General features: G+C 42.1%; 1 protein-coding gene. It reads left to right on the forward strand.

Annotation, left to right across the window (positions count from 1 at the left end; translation table 11 throughout):
- Window positions 1-65: 65 nt before the first annotated feature.
- A partial coding sequence (locus EI162_RS14270) for a DUF1176 domain-containing protein (RefSeq protein ID WP_192524958.1) occupies window positions 66-1,081 on the forward strand: 1,016 nt, incomplete at its 3' end.

The raw sequence follows: 1,081 nt of genomic DNA on the forward strand, positions 1-1,081 counted from the left end.
TATGTCCATTAGCGACTACCTTCTACTTTTTAGCATGAATTTTGTCCATTACACCGAAAACAATCATGGCTTTGATTACGACCGGTTTGCTCTCATTACCTACTTTGGCATCAGATTCTTATGGTACGCCATTTGAAAGTAATGGTTTTGTCAAAGATGACTGGCAACTGGTCTGTGATAACACCTTGACTTGCCGAGCAGCGGGTTATAGTGCTGATTCAGCCAAATGGCGAGGCAGCATTTTGATGACGTTAAAAGCGGGTGAAAAAGTGCCTAGTATAGAGATTCTATTAAATGAGTGGGACTGGAATACCTCTGAGAGATTGGTTACTGAAACTGAGGCGCTGAATAATCCAGTTGAGCTATGGCTCAATGATAAGTTTTATGGAGAAGTTAAAAACAGCCAATTAACAAAATCTCAGACCATGCTGCTGATTAATCACGCTAAGAAAGCCAGCAAAATCGCATTCAAGATCGGTACTCATCAATGGCAAGTATCTGACCTAGGGATGGCTGCCGTGCTACTAAAACTCGATGAGGTGCAAGGTCGAGTAGGTACGCCACTAGCCCTTGTCAGTAAGAATAGTTTAAATCGGCAAACCAATAAAGCCGCCAAACCAAAACCGGTACTCAAAAAAGCGCCTGTTTATTTGGAGGAAGAGCACAAGCAGTTGGACTCCTCAAAGTTGGCATATTTTCAAAAGAATATTGATAAATGGGTAAATATTAACTCTAAAAAATTAATAGGCTCAAAGGACGTGATGGGAGATTGTGAGCTGGTTAATCCAAAAACCGACGCGTATCAACAGAGGTCTGAATATGAGTCCGATATGGTTGGTTGGGACTTTATACCAGTAGATGACAGCCATACGTTAGCGGCACATGGTTGTTGGACAGGTGCTTATAATGAAGGCTATGGTTATTGGCTTATCGATCATAAATATCCTAACCATCCACAACTGATTACCACCGCTGGTAGTGACTATTACGAGGGTAAAATAACTGCCGCTCATAAAAGCAGAGGTCTGACCCCTGCCGTCAAATCCGTAGAACCAAACTTGGGAGATTTTAATTACGCAGC

It is taken from the genome of Psychrobacter sp. FME6, from assembly GCF_014861365.1.
GTDB lineage: Bacteria > Pseudomonadota > Gammaproteobacteria > Pseudomonadales > Moraxellaceae > Psychrobacter.